The organism is Oribacterium sp. (assembly GCF_057249185.1).
Genome location: NZ_DBHIGR010000020.1, coordinates 1 through 18824 on the forward strand (window position 1 = coordinate 1; position 18824 = coordinate 18824).

Here is an 18824-nt window from a genome sequence, read left to right on the forward strand (position 1 = left end):
TAAAGTATGTGGATGTAATGGTTAAAGGACCGGGATCCGGAAGAGAAGCAGCAATCCGTGCTTTAGCAGCAAACGGATTGGAAGTAACCTCCATCAAGGACGTTACACCGGTTCCACACAACGGATGCCGCCCACCAAAGCGCAGAAGAGTATAATGCTCTGTGCCCGGGAGATTATAGAATTTCCTATAGCGGCATAAGCTTGTACAGAACAGTATGACCATGTGGTCAGCCTGAAGAAGCCTTATCGGTGTAAAGGGCGTATCAATTTTTTAGGGATGTTGGCTTGTTGAGTCGACAAAACTTGATATTTAGGAGGATAAAATGGCAGTAGATAAAGTTCCTGTGCTTAAAAGATGCAGGTCACTTGGACTGGACCCCGTATTTTTAGGAGTGGATAAGAAATCCAACAGACAGCTTCGTAACCCAAGAAGAAAGATGAGCGAGTACGGTCTTCAGCTTAGAGAGAAGCAGAAGGCAAAGTTCATCTATGGCGTATTAGAGAAGCCTTTCCGTAACTACTATGCTAAGGCAGAGAAGTTAGCAGGACAGACCGGTGAGAACCTTATGATTCTTTTAGAGTCTCGTCTGGACAACGTTATTTTCCGTATGGGAATGGCTAGAACCAGAAGAGAAGCTAGACAGGTTGTAGGACACCGTCACGTAACCGTTAACGGAAAGATTGTTAACATTCCTTCTTATCTTGTATCTGCAGGAGATGTGATTCAGATTAAAGAATCTATGAGAACTGCACAGAGATATAAGGATATTGTGGAAGTAACCAACGGCAGAATGGTACCGGCATGGTTAGAGATGGATGCTGAGAAGCTTAGCGCAACCATTAAGTCTCTTCCGCACAGAGAAGACATTGACGTTCCTGTAAACGAAATGTTAATCGTCGAGTTGTATTCTAAGTAATGATAGCCTAAAAAAGGAGGCAGCATGTTTGATTTTACAAAACCAAACATTGAAATTCTTGAAATTTCAGAGGATAAGCGTTTTGGTCGTTTCGTATGTGAACCACTGGAACGAGGCTACGGCTCAACCCTAGGAAATTCTCTTCGGAGGATGATGCTTTCCTCTCTGCCCGGGGCTGCGATTTCTGCAATTAAGATCGACAATCTGTCCGGAGACAAGGTTTCCGGAATTCAGGAAAGTTTCCCTGAGCTCTTAACCAATATTAAGAGCATTGCGGTAATTTTGCCGGAGGAAGTAGAAAGTCTGGAAGTTTCCGTTGATTTATCCGGAAAGTCCGAGATTCTGGCTGAAGATTTTATTGGAGAGTCGGAACTTAAGCTGAGTAATCCTTCAGAACATATTGCTACTGTAGAGGCGGGAGCCAAAGGCTCCATTTCCCTCTTTATCAGTAGAGGACAGGGTTACTCCGGAGAAAAGGCAGAAGGAAGAGTAGAAGCACCAAAGGACTATCAGGACATTGATGCTTTATATACTCCGGTGGAAAGAGTAAATATGTCCATCGAGAATACCCGTGTAGGTAATATGACAGACTATGATCGATTGACTTTGGATGTATATACCAACGGAAGTATGTCTCCGGAAGATGCGATTTCCAAGGCGGCACAAATGCTTTTTCAGCACCTGGATTTGTTTGTAGCGCTTTCTGAGGAAGTGGCTGCAACAGAGCTTATGGTGGATAAGCCCGAAGACGAAAAGGGCAAAGTGATGGAGATGAATATCGATGAACTGGAATTAAGTGTCCGTTCCTATAACTGCTTGAAGAGAGCAGGAATTAATACGGTGTCCGAGTTAACCTCCAAGACACCGGAGGACATGATGAAGGTTCGTAACCTGGGAAGAAAGTCTCTTGAGGAAGTTTTGGCGAAGTTAAGAGATTTGAATCTGGGATTATCATTTCCGGAAGAATAGATAACAGTAAGGCCAACCGGTAAGACTAAAAAGCACGGATAAGGAGAAAACATGGCAAATTATAGAAAGTTAGGAAGAGCTTCAAACCAGAGAAAGGCAATGCTTCGCGCATTAACCACTTCTTTATTGGAGCATGGAAAGATTTTTACTACAGAGGCTAGAGCGAAGGAAGTTCGCAAGCAGGTAGAGAAGCTTATTGCTTTGGCAGTAAGAGAGAAAGACAACTATGAGATGGTTGTCGTTAATGCAAAGGTTGCAAAGAAGGATGCGGATGGAAAGCGCGTTAAAGAAGTAAAAGACGGTAAGAAGGTTACTGTTTATGAGGAAGTAGAGAAGAGCATTCAGAAGGATAAGCCTTCCCGTTTGCAGGCTCGTCGTCAGATTCTTGCAGCTACCTATGTTCCAACTGTTAGACCTCAAGAAGCAGCCGGAAGAAAGAAGAACACCAAGAAGTTAGACTTGGCGAAGAAGCTTTTTGAAGAGATTGCACCAAAGTACGAGAACCGTCACGGTGGATATACAAGAATCGTAAAGGTAGGTCTTCGTAAGGGAGATGCTGCTATGGAAGTTCTTTTAGAGCTTGTATAATATTTTACAAAACGAATAGAACAAAGTTGCTAAAAAAGAGGAAGCCCGGCTTCCTCTTTTTTTGTCATAGCTTAAATACTGGCGTAATTGCATAAGTATTGCAGGAAAATACTGCGTAAAACATCTATAACAAAATAAAAGGAGCAGGTTTATAGAAAAATGAAATATCAAAATGCAAAAAAACAATAAAGCTTCTATAAATAAAATTGTCAAAATAAAAAAGAAATTATAATTAGGAATATCTCTTATTCTATAAATATAATTGACGTAGCATAAAAATACAGGTAAGCTATGGGTTAAATTATTGTGAGATACAAGGAATTTTCTTATTTTTAAATCATGAACTAATTAAGTGAGAAAGAATAAGTTTCAGGAGATCACAATACTTTTTCATTATAGGACGGAACAACGAGCAAGGAGAAAGACTAAAATTCAAGAAAAGGTTGAGAATCAAGTAAAGTCGAAACAATGGAGGAGAAAGCATGGGAATGTTTAGGACGCCCTATGGAAAAGGCGGCGTTCTTTCCAAGGAGGCAGATGAAGCCAGAAAAAAGCTGTATAAAGATATACGGCCTTTGGAATTGCAAAAAAAAGAAAAACGGCTTCTGATTGCTTGTTATTTCTTTCAGCTTCCTTTTCTCTTGATTCCGGGATTTTTCTCGAAGGTCGCCTTATCCCACAATCTATTCCTGACCTTGCCCTATGGTATGTGCATCATTCAAGTGCTTTTAGCCTCTGTTCGTTTGCTGGGCTATCTTAGGAAGAAAGGCACGGTGGACGGTTGGACCTATCAAAGAAGCTTCGTTCCATTGGAGGGAAATGTGGTTCTTTCCTTCCTGTTTGCAGGAATCCTTCTTCTTTTCCAGGGGATTTATCTTCTAAGAGGAGGAAGAGATGGGGGGCTTGTAGGAGAGGCATTGGTGTTTGCTTTGGTTTTGGGATTTATCGTTTTTTCCATCCTGTTTTGGCGGAAGTTAAAACAGAGCTTTTCCTCTTGGAAGATGGAGGAAAGAACGGTCTATAATGAATGAAAATGCAGTTTGAAAGGAAGCCAAAAAATTACTAAAAGGAGGAAGTAGTATGAAGAAAAGAAAAGCGATTATGGCATCACTGCTTGCATCAGTGATGGCGCTTTCCGCATTGGCAGGATGCTCTCCCAAGAAGGCGGAGGACGGAACAAAGGCTCAGGGCGAAAGCGGTCAAGAAGCTGCCGGAAATACCGACGGTTCCCTGGTTTTTGCTCAGGATGAGTTTAGCTCCAAGTTTTCTCCGTTTTTCGCTGAGACTGTACCGGATCAGGATGTGGTAAATTTTGTCACAGCCCCACTCTTACCCATAGATCGAAGCGGTGCCATTATTTACAAGGGTATTGAAGGGGAGACCAAGGAGTATAACGGTAAGGAATACACCTACAAGGGAATTTCCGACCTGGCTGTTACCGAGAATGCAGACGGAACCGTATACTATGACTTTACTATTAAGGATGGTGTAAAGTTCTCTGACGGTAAGCCTTTGACTGCTGATGATGTGATTTTCTCCATGTATGTCTATGCAGATCCTACCTATGACGGATCAGCTTCCTTCTATTCCGTACCGGTTCAGGGTATGGAAGAGTACAGAAAGGGTATGGAGCCCCTCTTTAAGCTGATTCTGGCTGCAGGAGAGGATAATAAGGACTTCTCCAAGTGGACAGAGGAACAGCAGACAAAGTTCTGGGCAGATTACAAGAAGGCTGCAGAGGCCTTTGTAAAGGAAATTGAGGATTCTTTAATTTCCAGCGGAAGCAACAAGGAAGGAGATTCCGTAGCGGCATTTGCGGCAAACTATGGCTATGAAGGTTTGAAGGAAGATGCAACAGCTATGGATTTCTTCAATGCTATGGTAGCAAAGTACGACGGTAGTGTAAAGGATATGAGTTCTGCAGAGAGTGCGGGTACTCCCTTTACCGAGTTAATGGAAAGCTACAAGGATTATGCTGTCGGTGTGGAAACCGGTAATTCCGCTCCCAATATCAGCGGTATTCAGAAGACCGGAGACAACACTGTACGTGTTATTACCACTAAGGTGGACGCTCAGGCAATCTATCAGCTTGCTATGGCCATCTCTCCATTACACTACTATGGAGATCCTGCCCAGTATGACTATGCGAACAATAAGTTCGGTTTCCCCAAGGGAGATTTAAGCAGTGTTCGTGCAAAGACCACTCAGCCTTTAGGTGCAGGTGCCTACGTTTTTGAGAAATATGAAAACGGTGTGGTTTCCATGAAGGCAAACGAGAACTACTTTCTCGGCGCACCGAAGACCAAGAGTTTGAAGGTGAACTATGTTGCACAGCCTGACCGTGTAAATGCAGTCTTGACAGGAACAGCAGATGTAACCAACCCAAGCTATACCAATGAGATTGCCGATGCCATTAAGAAGGCAAACAGCAACGGAGAAATCTCCGGAGATAAGATCTATACCTCTGCTGTAGATGCCTTAGGCTATGGATATATCGGTATTAATGCCCACAATGTTTCTGTAAACAATGAGCCGGGAAGTGAAGCTTCCAAGAATCTTCGTCGTGCCTTTGCCACTATTTTCTCTGTATACAGAGACCTTGCGGTAAGCAGCTACTATGGAGACAGAGCAAGTGTAATCAATTATCCGATTACCAATACTTCCTGGGCAGCACCTCAGCCTACCGATGACGGATACCAGATTGCTTTCTCCAAGGATGCAAAGGGAGAACCCATTTATACCTCCGGAATGTCCGATGAGGATAAATATGCAGCAGCAAAGAAGGCGGCTTTAGGCTTCTTAGAGGCGGCAGGCTATACCGTGGCAGACGGAAAGATTACTGCAGCTCCTGCAGGAGCAAAGATGGAATATGAGGTTATCATCCCCGGTTCCGGAACAGGAGACCACCCCTCCTTTATGATTTTGACAGAGGCGCAGAAGGCCTTTGCGGAAATCGGTATGAAGCTTACCATTAACGATATTTCCAACAGTGCCGACCTGTGGAACAAGCTTCAGGCTAAGCAGGCAGAGATGTGGTGTGCGGCTTGGCAGGCAACACCGGATCCGGATATGTTCCAGATATATTACTCCGATATTGCAAATGGTGGTGCTAATCCCGGAGGTTCCAACTACCAGTACCAGATTGAGGATGCGGACTTAGATGCCATGATTCTTCAGGCAAGAGAGTCAACTGATCAGGAATACCGTAAGACCATGTATAAGGCTTGTCTTGACAAGATTATCGACTGGTCCTGCGAGGTACCAATCTACCAGAGAAAGGAAGTAACCATCTTCTCTGCACAGCGTGTTCAGGTGGATACCATTACTCCGGATATCAGCCCATTCTATAAGTGGTATGCTGAAGTTGAGAATCTTCAATTAGCAAAGTAAAAGTAAACGGATTGTTCCGTCTACATTTTTCGGGTAATAGCCGCGTTTCCTGAAGCTTTAGGAATGCGGCTATTCTTGATATGGAAGAGTAGGTTTTTCAGTGAAAAAGTATATTATCAAACGATTATTATGGTCCGTAGTGATTCTGTTTATCGTGGCTTTCTTGCTTTATATTTTAATGCGATCTCTACCAACCTCCTATTTGGAGCAGATCGCCAGACAGAAGTCTCAACAGCCCGGCTCCAAAAGCTTTGAAGAGTGGATGCAGCAGTTGGAGGCTACTTACGGCATGGACAAAGGAATCGTTCCCGGATTCTTTGCCTGGTTGGGCAAGGCTCTTCGAGGAAACTTCGGAGACAGCTGGAAGTACACCGTGCCGGTTACCCAGAAATTTAAAGAGGTAGTGGGTATTTCCTTTATCATGAGCTTTGTGGTTATGGTTTTGGAATTTGCGATTTCCGTGCCATTGGGAATTATTGCGGCAACCAAGCAGTATTCCTGGCAGGATAATGTGATTTCTATCGTGGCTTTGGCAGGAATTTCCCTTCCCACCTTCTTCACAGCTTCTCTTTTGAAGCTGGTATTTTCCGTGAAATTACAATGGTTCGACTTAGGCGGACTGGTGGGAAGAAATTACGATATTCTTTCTCCAAGCGGAAAGAAGATGGATATTGCTTTACACCTGGTTTTACCGATTCTTACCCTGCTGATTGCCAGCATCGGAGCGTATATGCGATATATTCGTACCAATATGCTGGAGGTATTAAATTCGGATTATATCCGTACGGCAAGAGCGAAGGGTCTTTCCGAGGGACGGGTAATCTATCATCATGCCTTCCGAAATACTTTGATTACGCTGGTAACCATCTGGGGTACCTCTCTTCCCGGATTATTTTCCGGAGCCATGATTACGGAGCAGCTCTTTTCCATTCCGGGAATCGGCTACACCTCTTATCAGGCTATGATTTCGGGAGACATTCCGTTCTCCATGTTTTACTTAGTGTTTATTGCCGTTTTGACCTTGATTGGAAACCTGCTAACGGATATTTTATATGCCGTGGTAGATCCTCGAGTTCGCATTGATTAGGAAAGGAGGGGAAAAGATGTCTGATTTAGAAAATTCTGTAGATAAAACTACACAAGAAACTGTGCAGAATACGGAAGAGTATAGCGATGCTAATGCATCGAAGAATGCTGAATATTCTTTAAGTGATGACCGACGCGTCAAAACCCTCTCCCCCGGAGCAATGGTGGCAAAGCGTTTTTTCCGAAATCGTATTGCGGTTTTGGGCATGGTGGTTTTGATTTTCATGTTTCTTTTCTCTTTCTTAGGAGGAGCCTTAATGCCCTACGGAGAGTCTCAGCTCTTCTATCGTAAGGACAGCCAAAGCCAGAAGTATGCCGGTGTTAAGGTGAACACGGAGCTTCGTTATCAGCAGGCGGAAAAGGACAGCTTCCCTGCCCTTGCCCAGGCCCAGTTCGTATTGGCCAAGGGAAAGAAGCTGACAGAGTTTGCCGCAGGAGGCGTAGACTACAGCTATGAAGAGGCGGGAAAAGACTTCTATATCATTACGAAGAAGGGAAGCTCTGACCCGGTAGCTTTTGCGGCAGTGGATACCGTGACTTCCGTTTCCGGAGCAGGACAGATTCCTTTTGCGGAGCAGCTAAGCATTTTAAAGGCCTTGGCGAACGGAGAAAAGGAATTTACTGATGGAGGCAGCAGCTATACCCTTTCCGAGGATGGAACCGTAACAAAGGACGGAACAGCCTATGCCTATGCCAGTCGTTATGTGGTGAATGCCATTATGAGCGATGTGACCTTCTCTCAGAAGTTTAAGGAAGAGCTTCTGGAGCAGATTCAGGCGGGAGCTACCAGCTTTAGCTTTACCGACGATGACGGAGTAGAGGCAAACTATACCATGGAATATGATGCCACTTCCAAAACCTATAATATTCTGCAAAGCAGAGAGCAGATGGTCTATGACTCTTATTCTCCACCCAGCAAGGCCCATCCTCTGGGAACCGATAAGAACGGTATGGATATGTTGACCAGACTGATGTACGGCGGAAGAGTTTCTCTTTATATCGGCTTCGTAGTTGTGATTATCGAAACCGTTTTGGGAATGCTTCTGGGCGGTATTTCCGGATATTTCGGAGGCTGGATTGATTCCTTAATCATGAGAATTGTGGATATTTTCTACTGCATTCCCACCATTCCTATCTACATCATCATCGGTGCGGCGATGGATGCCATGAGGGTGGATCCTCAGATTCGTATGTTTTACCTGATGATTATTCTGGGATTTTTCGGTTGGCCTTCCATCACCAGATTGGTGCGTGGACAGATTCTTACTTTAAGAGAGCAGGAATTTATGACTGCGGCGGAGGCTACAGGCATTAAGCCCGTAAACCGAATCTTCCGACACCTTTTACCAAACGTTATTCCTCAGCTCATTGTTACCTGTACCATGAGTTTGGGAGGCGTAATCTTGACAGAGGCGGTATTGTCCTTCCTGGGACTTGGTGTAAAGTTCCCCTTTGCTTCCTGGGGAAATATCATTAACGATGTTAACAATACCTATGTCTTAAGTAACTATCTCTTTATCTGGATTCCTGCCGGTGTCTGTCTGTTGCTTACCGTGTTGGCCTTTAACCTGGTGGGAGACGGCTTGCGAGATGCCTTTGACCCGAAGATGAAGCGATAAAAGGTTTCGGTAAAAAATCATGCTTTCCGGCATTTGCCTTGGAAAGCTGTAGGAAGATAAGTTGAGGATAGAAAATGGCAAGAGAAGACGGTTATCTCTCCGGTAAAGAATCCCGGAGGATATCGAAAGAAAATAGAAAAATTACCGCTGCCTTAGAGAAAAAGCGGAAGCGGAAAAATGTCCCGGAGTCGGAGTATTTGACGGAAATGAAGAATCCGGAGAATACGGTGGAGTTTGAGAATCTTCGGACCTATTTCTACACCGATGCCGGAACGGTAAAGAGTGTGGATTCCGTGAGCTTTTCCGTTCCTATGGGAAAAACCGTGGGGGTAGTGGGAGAGTCCGGTTGCGGAAAATCCGTAACAAGCCTTTCTCTGATGCAGCTTTTACAGCGGCCTCAGGGACAGATTGTGGACGGAGCCATTCGCTTAAATACGGGAGATAAGGTTTACGACATTACCAAGACCCCTGAGACAGTGATGCAGCACCTTCGGGGAAACTTTATGTCCATGATTTTCCAGGAGCCTATGACATCCTTAAATCCGGTTTTCAAAATCGGAGACCAGGTGGATGAGGTGCTTTTGTTCCATAAGAGCGGTTATGAAACGAAAGAGGCGGCGAAGAAGCGTACCATTGAGCTTTTGGAAATGGTGGGCATTGCCAACAGTGAGGGCGTTTACAATATGTATCCCCACGAGCTTTCCGGCGGTATGCGGCAACGTATCGTAATCGCCATGGCGTTGGCCTGCTCTCCCAAGCTGATTATTGCGGATGAGCCCACAACAGCCTTGGATGTAACCATTCAGGCACAGATTCTGGATTTGTTACGTGGCTTAAAGGACAAGATCAACTCCTCCATTATGCTGATTACCCATGACCTTGGGGTAATTGCGGAAATGGCGGATTATGTGGTGGTTATGTATTCCGGTCGTGTGGTAGAGGCGGGAACGGCAAAGGAAATTTTTTCCAATCCCTCCCACCCCTACACCATCGGTTTAATGGCTTCCAAGCCTGTGGTAGGAAAGCATGTGGATAAGCTCTATTCCATTCCCGGAAAGGTGCCTAACCCCATTAACATGCCGAATTATTGCTACTTCCGAGATCGTTGTGACAAGCGGAAGGGCTGCTGTGACGGGGCTTATCCCGGAGAAATCAGCCTCTCCGAGACCCACAGAGTAAGCTGCTACCTGTATGATGAGGAAGCGAGGAAATAATGGAAAATAGCATTTTAAAGGAGACAGAAGCTAAGACTGTCCGGGAAAATGAAGACAATATTTTAGAGGTTCGCGGCCTGAAGAAATATTTCCCCATTAGAGGAGGCTTCTTTAATACGGTGGTGGGACAGGTAAAGGCCATTGACGGCATTTCCTTCTCCATCAAAAGAGGAAGCACCATGGGGTTGGTGGGAGAGTCCGGTTGCGGAAAGACCACCACAGGAAGAACCATCCTGCGTTTAAGCGGAGAGAAGACAGCGGGAGATGTGCTGTTTAACGGAAAAGAGGTGTACGATATTCCCAAATCCGAGTTAAACGAACTACGCACCAAGATGCAGATTATCTTCCAGGATCCATTCTCATCCCTTTCTCCCAGACTTCCTGTAGGAGAAATTATCGGAGAAGCGGTAAAGGAGCATCATCTGGTTCCCAAGGAGGAGTACGAGGACTACATTGACCGCATTATGGATAACTGCGGTTTGCAGCCCTTCCATAAGGGCCGTTATCCCCATGAGTTCTCCGGCGGACAGAGACAGAGAATCTGTATTGCCAGAGCCTTGGCATTGAATCCGGAGTTTGTGGTATGTGATGAGCCGGTATCCGCCTTGGATGTGTCCATTCAGGCACAGATTATCAACCTCTTAAAGGATTTACAGGAAAAGTATAAGCTGACCTATCTATTTATTTCCCATGACTTATCCGTGGTAGAGCATATTGCGGATACGGTTGGTGTAATGTATCTTGGAAATCTGGTGGAGTTTGGAAATACGGAGGATATCTTTGCCAATCCTCTCCACCCCTATACCAAGGCTTTGTTCTCCGCGATTCCCATTCCGGATCCGGAGGCTAAGATGAATCGTATTATTTTGGAAGGAAGTATTCCTTCCCCGGCGAACCCTCCTGAGGGCTGTAAGTTCCATACCCGTTGCAGTCAGTGTATGGAGATCTGTAAGAGCAAGGTGCCGGAAGAAAAGGATATGGGAAATGGGCATAAGGTTTGCTGCCATTTGTATGATGATGGAGCTGTAAAGAATTAAAAGTTTTCAAAGGTTTTCTATGTAATATAGGTCTGAAAATGGGGCACGCTCCCGCTAGCTTCGCCACGTAGCGGATACTAAGCGAAAAACTTCAGTTCCTTCGTTTTTCGCAAGTACCGACGGGCTCAGACTACCCCCTTTCAGACCTATATTACCGAAAACCGACTGGATTTGATTCTTCGCAGCTTTTTTTGTTGGCTGTTAGTGAGTAAGGCATAAGTAGGGTTGAGCCCGGACTCCCTTTCAGACCTATATTGCCGAAAACCTGTCTAAGATAATTCTTCGCAGCTCTTTTTTGCTGGCTGTTAGTGAGTAAGGTATAAGTAGCGTATGGCTCAGACTACCCCCTTTCAGTCCTATATTGTTGAAAACCGGTGTGTAATAAAATGCAGTAGTTATGGTGTTTGTATGCCTACTACTGCTCTTTTTTGTTTAGCTGTAATAATAAATGAAGTCCAAAGGATATCGTATTTATGCGGTTTCCGAGATTTTCGAAATACGATTTGATAACATACCGATACACGCAACTGCTTCCTACAAAACAGTATAAGATGAGTTTTGCTTGATAGTAAAAAAGTATAAAGCGCATAAAGCGAAAAATATCTCTGCACCATTGCGCTTTATGATTGATTTTAAAGCGCAATGGTGTTATATTTCTATAAGGTTTTTTGAAAGAAGAGGTACAAATATGCGCGAAATAGACGCTATCGTTGAAGAGAGTGAAAGCCAGGTTGTTGAATGGAAAGAAACCTGGCAGGATAAGTACCTGGAATGGATTTGTGGATATGCTAATGCACAAGGTGGAACGTTATACATCGGTATAGATGATAATGGTAATGTATTGGGGTTGGACTCAAAAAGTATAAAAAAGTTGTTAGAGGATATCCCAAATAAAATCACGGCTGCATTTGGAATGACCTGTGATGTGAATTTAAAAACAAAGGATAAAAAGAAGTATATTCAAATTGAGGTAAAGAAGTCAAAGCTTCCAATGAATCTTCACGGCAGATATTTTTATCGTACGGGTAGTGTTAAAAAGGAAATTACTGGGTTTGAACTTACGGAATTTATTATAAAGAGTACGGGAACATCGTATGACGAAATGATAGCAGATATTCCAAGAGAAAAGCTTACATTTGAATCATTTCGAAAAAGGTATCTTAAAGCAACAAGATTAGCTTTGGAACTCGACGATGACCTTGTGAGTTTTAAACTTATGCAAGAAGATGGCCAAATGACAAATGCAGGAATTCTTTTTGCAGATCAGTGGAACATACACCACTCGAGGATTTTTTGTACAAGGTGGAATGGCTTAGAAAAGGCTAATTCTGCACAGGATGCTCTTGATGATGCGGAATATACCGGTGGCCTCTTGGAACTTTATGATAACACGATGTCCTTTATCAAAAACAATACAAAAAAAGGATGGCGTAAGGATAGAGATAAACGTGTTGAATTGCCGGATTATCCGGAGAGGGCTATAGAGGAAGGTCTTGCAAATGCACTTATCCATAGGAGTTATTTGCAGATAGGAGCCCATAGCCAGGTGGACATCTATGATGACAGACTTGTTATTACAAACCCCGGTGGAATGTTCGATGGCTCGGAGGTTCAGCTACTTGATATAAGGCACGTTCCATCAAAATTAAGAAACCCGATTCTTGCGGATGTTTTCGGAAGAATGCGACTTATGGAACGTAGAGGAAGTGGATTTAAGAAAATTCTTGATGCATATGAAGCTGAAGAACGATATAAAGAAGAATTAAAGCCTGTGTTCTATACAGACGGATATAATTTCTTCCTTAAGCTTTGGAATCTTAATTATGCTTTTGATAAAGCGCAAAATAAAGCGCAAAATAAAGCGCAGAAAAGTATGCTGACGGATCGGGAACATATTTTGCTTCTTCTTAAAGAAAACCCTTCACTGACACAGGTAGAATTATCAGAAATGATGGAAAGGTCTAGAAGGACAGTTCAAATATTGATGAAAGAGTTGCTAGATGAGGGCTTAATTGAAAGAATCGGTTCTAAGAAAAAGGGATCATGGCTTGTGAAATAATGCCCAAACATTCCGAAAAGTAAGGTGCGGTTGGAATTAGGGTAAATGGCGCGATGTTACTGCGGGAAAGGATGGGTTATGGGAAAGAAAGTGAAGCTTGGGGTAATCGGTCTTGGGCAAAGAGGGGCGGACTTGGTAAAAAATGTGTATTGTGAGCATCCTGATGTGGATTTTATTGCACTTTGTGATGTTTACAGGGACCGGCAGAAGGAAGTGGCGGATGCTTTAGTGGAGATGGGAAGAGAAAGACCGCAGACCTTTTCCGACTATAGAGAGATGCTTTTGATCAAAGAGCTGGATGCAGTCTTGATTTGTGCTTCCTGGGATACCCATAGCGAAATAGCCATGGCGGCCATGCGGGCAGGAAAGGCGGTGGCCTCCGAGGTGGGGGGCGCGTATACCCTGTCGGAGTGTTGGAAGCTGGTGGATTGCTACGAGGAAACGAAGACTCCCATTATGTTTATGGAAAACTGCGTCTATGGCAGGGATGAAATGATGGTTTTCCGCATGGCGGAGGAGGGGGTTCTGGGAGAGATTGTGCACTGCGAAGGGGGTTATAAGCATGATTTGCGGGAAGAAATCTCCTTTGGAAAGGAAAACCGTCATTACCGCTTGGAAAATTATATTCATCGCAATACGGAAAATTATCCCACCCATGAGCTTGGCCCTATTGCCAGGGTACTTCATATCAACCGGGGAAACCGTATGCTAAGCCTTTGTTCCATGGCTTCCAAGGCAGCAGGCCTTAGAGAGTATATCAAGGAAAAGAAGCCGGAGGACAAGGCGTTGCAAAATACGACATTTCAGCAGGGGGATGTGGTCAATACCATCATCAAATGCAGTAATGGGGAAAGCATTTTACTGACCTTGGATACCACCCTGCCCAGAGCCTATTCCCGGGGCTTCACCGTACAGGGCACGAAGGGGATGTATATGGAGGACAATGCTTCTATTTTCCTGGATGGGGATGAGGGAGCAAAGGATCATTTTGAATGGAAGAAGCAGTGGGGAAATGTGGAGCGTTTCCGGGAAAAATATGAGCATCCCCTGTGGAAAGACTATCTGAAGGCGGGGGTGAAGAAGGGACATGGGGGCATGGATTACCTGATTTTCTCCGACTTTATCCATTGTCTTCAGGAAGGCCTGCCTATGCCTATAGATGTGTATGATATGGCCAGCTGGATGAGCATTACCGCCCTGGCGGAGGAGTCCATTGCTCTTGGGGGACAGCCGGTGGCTATTCCCGACTTTACCAATGGAAAGTGGATTAAGAGGAATTAAAAGAACCAGTCGGCTGTTCCGGAATTGTAAGAGAAAAGCACTTGTTTTCCCCTGTGCACCCGCCTTATACTAAGAGGAAATGTGAACAGGAGGTTTTGTATGATTAGATTTTTTCAAAATACAGGAAAGCGCCTGGGGCTGTCTTTAGCCTTTATGGCCACAATGCTTTTTTCTTTAAGCATGCCTGCTTTTGCGAAGGATAGCATCAGCAACATCAATATGATTCGAATTAAGGTAGAGGAAAGACTTCGGAATCTGGATCCGGGGGACAGTCTTGGCAATATCAGCGAAGGTGATTTTTCCACAGGGGACAGCGACAAATACCACGTGGATGCGGTTCAGTGGGTAGACAGCGGAAATGCAGGAGACATTACCGTGGGAAGCACTCCCAAGGTACAGCTTTATCTTGTGGCGGACAGCCGGGATAAGAGCAATGGAGATACTCTCTATTACCAGTTCTTCGGCGCCTATAACAGCAACAATGTTCGTGTGACCAACGGAACTCTGATTAGTGCCAAGAGAATCAGTTCCACAGAGCTTGAGCTTCTGATTCAGTTAAGAGCGGTTCAGGGACAGTATTCCATGGCGGACAATTTGCAGTGGGACAGTAATTCTCTGGGAAGAGCTCGTTGGACTGCTCCGGAAAACGGTTCCGGTATTTATGAGGTCAGCCTTTTCAAAGAAGGTAGAAGACTGGCAAAGATTACCACAGATGCGTTAAGCCTGAATTTTTATCCTTGGATGACCGAGGAGGGAAGCTATACATTTTCCGTAAAGACCATTCCTTATACCGAGGAGCAGAAGAAGGCGGGAAAGTCCTCTGAGGAAGCGGAGTCCGAGGTTTTGGACATCCAGCAAAGCACCCGCTCCAACGGAGAAGGAAAATACAGTGAAAATCAGGTAAAGGGACAGAACGGACAGAACAATTCCGGCACTGCCAACATTCCGAGTACTATCGGCTTTAGCCAAAGCAACGGTAAGTGGTATTTCCGTTTCCCCAACAGCCAGCCTGCCATCAACACCTGGGTAGAGTGGAATGGACATTGGTATCATTTCAACGGACAGGCGGAGATGGAAACCGGATGGTTTAAGAACAGCTACGGAGACTGGTACTATTTGGACCCTGTAAACGGAGATATGAAGACTGGCTGGAGATTGATTGACCAGAAGTGGTATTATCTTCGTCCGGAAAAGGATGACCGCTGTGGGGCTATGCTTTCCAACGGCATCATGCAGGTCGGCAAGGAGCAGTATTACTTTGACAATTCCGGTGCCATGAGAACAGGCTGGATTTCCTTACAGGAAAATGGAAACACGGTTTACTACTATTTCAGAGAGGACGGGGCAATGGCGAAGAACACTACTATTTCCGGCTTCCGTCTAAATGAAAGAGGGCAGTGGGTAAAGTAAGTTAAAAAAGAAATGTAGAAAGATATGCGAAAAGAGATTTTCTAAATCATATCTGTTTGGGCCTTCCGGGATAGAGATATCTTGGAAGGCATTTCATTGCCTTTTCACACGCTAAGGGATATACTGACTAGGATTTATTGTATATTTCTTTAGGAGAAAATTTTTGAATAATATAGAAATAAAAGATTGTACTTACGAATACGTACGAAGGGATGAAAATGATGAGGTAGTGGAGAAGCTTTCCGCTATTTCTCATTTGAATTTCACAATCGAAGAGGGAAGCTTTGTCTGTGTGCTGGGCCATAACGGTTCCGGAAAATCCACACTGGCAAAGCTTTTTAATGCTTTACAGATTCCTACGGAGGGATGTGTGATTATTTCCGGTATGGACAGCCGGGAGGAGGTCAATGTTTTCCCTATCCGGGAAAAGGTGGGCATGGTTTTTCAAAATCCCGACAACCAGATTATTGCCTCCGTGGTGGAGGAGGATGTGGGCTTCGGTCCGGAAAATATCGGTGTTCCTACGGAGGAAATCTGGAAGAGGGTGGCAGATGCTCTGGAGGCCGTCAATATGGAAGCCTATCGCCTAAAATCTCCTAATCATTTATCCGGCGGACAGAAGCAAAGGGTAGCTATTGCAGGAACCCTGGCTATGGAGCCGAAAACCATTGTACTGGATGAGCCCACCGCCATGCTGGATCCCAGCGGTAGAGCGGAGGTTATTCGGTCTATTCGGGAGCTGAACCAAAAGAAGGGCATCACCATCATTTTGATTACCCACTATATGGAAGAGACCGTGGATGCGGATCGCATTATTCTTATGGATCAGGGAAAGCTGGTGCTGGACGGCACGCCCAAGGAAATATTTTCCAAGGTGGAAGAGCTGAAGTCTTTACGAATGGATGTGCCTTTGATTACCGACCTGGCCCATGAGCTTCGTCTTTCCGGTATGCCGGTTTCGGAGGGGATTTTAAAGGAAGATGAGCTGGTGGAGGAATTGCTTGCCATCTTTGGAGAAGATTCCTTTGTGGAAGAGATAGAGAAAGGGCAGAAAGAGGAAGAGCCGGAAGGTGAATCCGATAGGGTAGCAAGCGCCGTAACTGAAAATTCTATAGGGAAGCGTTCAGAGGAAATGCATTCTCAAGCGACTTCGATCTCTTCGGAAGAAAAGGCAATAGAAGCGGAAATTGAAAAGGAAACGGACAAGGAAACAGAAAAGGATTTTATCCTGAAAGTGGAAAATCTTTCCTGCATTTACCAGAAGGGTACTGCCATGGAAAGCTATGCCTTAAAGGACATTAATCTGTCGATCAAAAGGGGAAGCTTTTCTGCCCTGATTGGCCACACCGGTTCGGGAAAATCCACCCTTTTACAGCATTTTAACGGTCTCATAAAGCCGGAAACAGGAGAGATTTCTGTTCATTTTCGGAAGAATCCCGCCCTGATTCTGCAGGACAAGGGCTTTTTGTTCTGGAAGGGTAAGAAGAGAAAGGTGGAAAAGGAAGGAGTACTTTCCTTCAAGGAAGAGGGCTTTGATTTTCAAGGACTTCGTTTCAAGGTAGGCCTGGTCTTCCAGTATCCGGAGTACCAGCTTTTTGAGGAAACGGTTTTTGAGGATGTACTTTTCGGGCCGAAGAATCAGGGCTTATCCTTGGAGGATGCCAAGAAAGAGGCGGAAGAGGCTTTAAGAAGCATGGGCGTGGAAGAAGCCCTTTGGCAGAAGTCTCCCTTTGAGCTTTCCGGCGGACAGAAGCGAAGGGTGGCTATTGCGGGCGTGCTGGCTATGGAACCGGAGCTTTTGATTTTGGATGAGCCTACCGCAGGCTTAGATCCTGCAGGAAGGGAAGAGCTGTTTCAGGTGATTGCCCATTTGCAGGAGCGCTATGCCATGACCATCCTTTTGGTTTCTCACTCCATGGATGATGTGGCTCGCTATGCAGAGGAGGTTTTTGTCTTAAACCAGGGAGAATGTATCCGACAGGGTAGCCCGGAGGAGGTATTTTCCCATAAAAAGGAAATGGAGGAGCTGGGCTTGGGACTGCCCCAGATTCGTGCCTTTTTGTATAGCTTGGAGGAAAAGGGCTTGTCCTTCCCTAAGAAGAATACGGTAGAGGAAGCGAAGGAAATGATTCTTTCCGCTTATAAGAAGAGAAAGGGAAGGGAAAATGCTTAGAGAAATTACCTTAGGGCAGTACTACCCGGTAGACTCCCTTCTTCATAGACTGGATCCCAGAGTGAAGCTTTCCGGCACCTTTCTGTTTCTGATTGCCTTGTTTATTGTCAATAGCTGGACTGCCTATATTTTTCTGGCTCTGGTTTTGCTTTTATTGATTAAGCTTTCCAATGTTCCCTTCTCCTTTATGGTTCGGGGCTTGAAAAGTGTTTTGTTTCTCCTCTTACTGTCGGTGAGCTTTAACCTGTTTTTAACGCCGGGAAAAGAGATTTTTCGCTTTTATATGTTTAAAATCAGCCAAGAGGGATTGCATATTGCGTCTATGATGGCGGTGCGATTGATTCTTTTGGTATTAAGCAGCTCCTTAATGACTCTTTGCACCACCCCCAATGAGCTGACAGACGGGATGGAGAAGGGGCTTTCCATCCTGAAAAAGCTGCATTTGCCCATCCATGAGATTGCCATGATGATGTCTATTGCGCTACGTTTTATTCCGATTCTGGTGGAGGAAACGGACAAGATTATGAAGGCCCAGATGGCCAGGGGAGCAGACTTTGAAAGCGGAGGCATTATTCAGAAGGCAAAGGCTATGGTGCCGATTTTGGTGCCCCTCTTTGTTTCCGCCTTCCGAAGAGCCTATGACCTGGCTTTGGCTATGGAATCCCGCTGCTATCAGGGGGGAGAGGGCAGAACAAAAATGAAGCCTCTTCATTATGAAAGAAGAGACTATCTTTCTTACCTCTTTCTGCTTATGGTGTTGGCGCTTTCCATTGGAAGCCGATTTGTCTCTCTGCCATAAAATCAGAAAAATAGAGAGAAATACCGGACAGGATTGCAAAGGGGAAACAACAGAAAGGAAGCGGATGGAACAGCGGATTGTATTAAAACTGGCCTATGAGGGAACGGCCTACCATGGCTTCCAAAAGCAGGAGGGGCTTTCCACCATTGCCGGCACCGTAGAAGAGCAGCTCCGTAGTCTTTTTCCTTGGAAAATGGAGAACTTTATCGGAGCCAGTCGGACGGATCAGGGGGTGCATGCTCTGGGCAATCTTCTTTCCTTCGATACGGAGGGAAAGGTTTC

Annotated in this window: 15 protein-coding genes and 1 pseudogene; all 16 read left to right on the top strand. The window is 44.9% G+C overall.

Annotated features, from left to right (window positions below):
* Positions 1–155 (top strand): small ribosomal subunit protein uS11 (locus ACO4PX_RS02260; protein WP_485571230.1); only part of this gene is annotated, 155 nt, incomplete at its 5' end.
* 168 nt (positions 156–323) lie between these two features.
* Positions 324–917, top strand: a complete 594-nt coding sequence (gene rpsD / locus ACO4PX_RS02265) for a 30S ribosomal protein S4 (RefSeq protein WP_183683838.1) — start codon at positions 324–326, stop codon at positions 915–917.
* A 24-nt stretch (positions 918–941) separates the two neighbouring features.
* Positions 942–1886, top strand: coding sequence for a DNA-directed RNA polymerase subunit alpha (locus ACO4PX_RS02270; RefSeq protein ID WP_485571222.1), 945 nt, complete (start codon positions 942–944; stop codon positions 1884–1886).
* A 51-nt stretch (positions 1887–1937) separates the two neighbouring features.
* Positions 1938–2474 carry a bL17 family ribosomal protein gene (locus ACO4PX_RS02275; RefSeq protein WP_308579221.1) on the top strand — a complete coding sequence of 179 codons (537 nt, stop codon included), beginning with the start codon at positions 1938–1940 and terminating at the stop codon, positions 2472–2474.
* A gap of 482 nt (positions 2475–2956) precedes the next feature.
* A complete protein-coding gene (locus ACO4PX_RS02280; RefSeq protein WP_485571223.1) occupies positions 2957–3505 on the top strand; it encodes a hypothetical protein in 549 nt (182 codons plus the stop codon).
* Between the two features lie 49 nt (positions 3506–3554).
* The gene (locus tag ACO4PX_RS02285) at positions 3555–5864 is read left to right on the top strand and encodes an ABC transporter substrate-binding protein (RefSeq protein ID WP_472450062.1); all 2310 of its coding nucleotides are present in this window, start codon (positions 3555–3557) and stop codon (positions 5862–5864) included.
* Between the two features lie 100 nt (positions 5865–5964).
* Positions 5965–6951 carry an ABC transporter permease gene (locus ACO4PX_RS02290; RefSeq protein ID WP_308579218.1) on the top strand — a complete coding sequence of 329 codons (987 nt, stop codon included), beginning with the start codon at positions 5965–5967 and terminating at the stop codon, positions 6949–6951.
* 16 nt (positions 6952–6967) lie between these two features.
* Entirely contained in the window at positions 6968–8569 is a 1602-nt protein-coding gene (locus tag ACO4PX_RS02295; protein WP_308579217.1) for an ABC transporter permease, read from the top strand.
* A 74-nt stretch (positions 8570–8643) separates the two neighbouring features.
* Positions 8644–9783, top strand: coding sequence for an ABC transporter ATP-binding protein (locus ACO4PX_RS02300; RefSeq protein ID WP_007157647.1), 1140 nt, complete (start codon positions 8644–8646; stop codon positions 9781–9783).
* Complete coding sequence (locus ACO4PX_RS02305; protein ID WP_315270981.1) at positions 9783–10820, top strand: ABC transporter ATP-binding protein; 1038 nt, start codon at positions 9783–9785, stop codon at positions 10818–10820. The genes ACO4PX_RS02300 and ACO4PX_RS02305 overlap by 1 nt, the downstream gene beginning before the upstream one ends.
* Before the next feature lie 688 nt (positions 10821–11508).
* A complete protein-coding gene (locus ACO4PX_RS02310) occupies positions 11509–12879 on the top strand; it encodes an ATP-binding protein (RefSeq protein WP_455015943.1) in 1371 nt (456 codons plus the stop codon).
* Between the two features lie 78 nt (positions 12880–12957).
* Positions 12958–14160, top strand: coding sequence for a Gfo/Idh/MocA family protein (locus ACO4PX_RS02315; RefSeq protein ID WP_472446382.1), 1203 nt, complete (start codon positions 12958–12960; stop codon positions 14158–14160).
* Between the two features lie 99 nt (positions 14161–14259).
* The gene (locus tag ACO4PX_RS02320) at positions 14260–15570 is read left to right on the top strand and encodes an N-acetylmuramoyl-L-alanine amidase family protein (RefSeq protein ID WP_485571226.1); all 1311 of its coding nucleotides are present in this window, start codon (positions 14260–14262) and stop codon (positions 15568–15570) included.
* A gap of 163 nt (positions 15571–15733) precedes the next feature.
* On the top strand, positions 15734–17743 hold the full coding sequence (locus ACO4PX_RS02325) for an energy-coupling factor transporter ATPase (RefSeq protein ID WP_485571228.1): 2010 nt from the start codon (positions 15734–15736) through the stop codon (positions 17741–17743).
* Entirely contained in the window at positions 17736–18542 is an 807-nt protein-coding gene (locus ACO4PX_RS02330) for an energy-coupling factor transporter transmembrane component T family protein (RefSeq protein ID WP_485560808.1), read from the top strand. The genes ACO4PX_RS02325 and ACO4PX_RS02330 overlap by 8 nt, the downstream gene beginning before the upstream one ends.
* A gap of 64 nt (positions 18543–18606) precedes the next feature.
* Positions 18607–18824: pseudogene (locus ACO4PX_RS02335) on the top strand (tRNA pseudouridine(38-40) synthase TruA); the annotation flags it as partial.